We start from the raw sequence: 1,446 nt of genomic DNA, 5'->3' as shown, positions 1-1,446 counted from the left end.
GGCGTACGCAATCCGCGCTTGCTGCAGCGCCTGCAGGCCCGGCTGCCGGACGTGCGGGTCGCTCCAGCGCCGGGCACGGCCTGGACCCGGATTACATGGAAGCGATGGGCTTTGCATGGCTGGCGCAGCAGACGCTGGCAGGACGCCCGGGCAACCTGCCCAGTGTCAGTGGCGCGCGCGGACCGCGCATCCTCGGCGCGATCCACCCGGCCTGAAACACCACTAGAACCCGCCGCCGGCCGGCAACGCCTTCAACGCCAGAATCGCTTCGGACAGCGCATCGACCTCCGGATTCTCGAACCCGCCGCGCACTTCCTGCTCGCCGGCGAACAGGCCCTGCTCCAGCAGCGCCAGACAGGTCTGTTCATGCGTCCAGCCGCGGGCCACCGCCAGCCGGCGGATCCGCTCAAGCAGGTGCGGATCGACATCCCGCAACGTCACATCGGCCATACCCACCACCTGTTGGCTACCGGTGGATCCCCCCGCGGGCATGATCAGACAGACCACCGCGCGATTCAACGCTTGCCGCAGCTTCCCGCGTCAGGCAGGGCGCGCCAGCTGCGTGGTCGCATCCACTTCGCGGCGCAGCCACCAGGCCATCAGCAGCCCCGGCACACCGACCACCACCGACACCAGGAAGAACACCTGCCAGCCGTAGGCATCGGCCAGCACGCCGGCGAATGGGCCGACGAACACCCGTCCCAGCGTGGCGAACGCCGACAGCAACGCGTAGTGGGTGGCCGAAAAACGCGTGCCACACAGGCCACTGAGCAACGCCACGAACGCCGCCGTGCCCATACCCCCGGCGAAGTTGTCCAGGCTCAGCGCGAACAGCAGCAGGCCATCCATCGGCGTGGGCTGGTCCAGGTGCACGATCAGCAGGTTGAACGCCGGCACCTGCACCGTACCCCAGGCGCCGGCCCCTTCCCGGGCCAGCAGATAGAAGCCCAGATTGGACACCAGCTGCAGCACGCCGAAGGCGATCACCGCGTTGGACAGGCGTACCCGCAGCAGGAAGAAGCCACCGACGATGGCGCCCACGATCGTCATCAGCAGGCCGATGGTCTTATTCGCCAGCCCTACCTCGGCCTGGCTGAAACCCATGCCCTTGAGCAGGAACGGCGTGGACAGGCTCAGCGCGAAGGCATCGCCGACCTTGTACAGCACCACCAGCGCCAGGAACGCGCCGGCCCCGCGCATGCCGAAGTAGCTGCGCAACGAGGCGTTGAGGGTCTCGAACGGTACCCGGCGGGTGGCGCCCAGGCCCATCAGCATCGCCGCGGCGATCTGGGTGACGACGAACACCAGCCGTACCCAGCGGTCCTTGCTGGCCGGATCCAGTCCCAGCAGCACCAATGCCTGGTGCGCCAGCCACGCGCCCAGTGCGACGCCGGCCACCAGCGCCAGGAAGCCGCGCAACTCGCTACCGGCCCGGGATACCGGCGC

General features: G+C 68.8%; 2 protein-coding genes and 1 pseudogene. 1 reads left to right on the top strand and 2 read right to left on the bottom strand.

The window, feature by feature from the left end:
- Nucleotides 1-215: pseudogene (locus tag JCM9942_RS18480) on the top strand (anhydro-N-acetylmuramic acid kinase); the annotation flags it as partial.
- A 7-nt stretch (nucleotides 216-222) separates the two neighbouring features.
- Here JCM9942_RS18480 and JCM9942_RS15800 read toward each other — a convergent pair.
- Both JCM9942_RS15800 and JCM9942_RS15795 read right to left on the bottom strand, forming a co-directional pair.
- Nucleotides 223-450 (bottom strand): hypothetical protein, encoded by a 228-nt coding sequence (locus JCM9942_RS15800; protein ID WP_054660813.1) that lies wholly within the window; start codon nucleotides 448-450, stop codon nucleotides 223-225.
- A 90-nt stretch (nucleotides 451-540) separates the two neighbouring features.
- The coding region (locus JCM9942_RS15795) for an MFS transporter (RefSeq protein ID WP_343123497.1) at nucleotides 541-1,446 on the bottom strand (906 nt) is incomplete at its 5' end.

Origin of the sequence: Stenotrophomonas pictorum JCM 9942 (assembly GCF_001310775.1) — a bacterium.
Classification (GTDB): Bacteria; Pseudomonadota; Gammaproteobacteria; order Xanthomonadales; family Xanthomonadaceae; genus Stenotrophomonas; species Stenotrophomonas pictorum.
This window is presented reverse-complemented; position numbering and strand designations above follow the sequence as displayed.

Coding starts and splice junctions, on each gene's coding strand:
- JCM9942_RS15800 (WP_054660813.1), bottom strand. CDS start 450: ATGGCCGATGTGACGTTGCGGGATGTCGATCCGCACCTGCTTGAGCGG.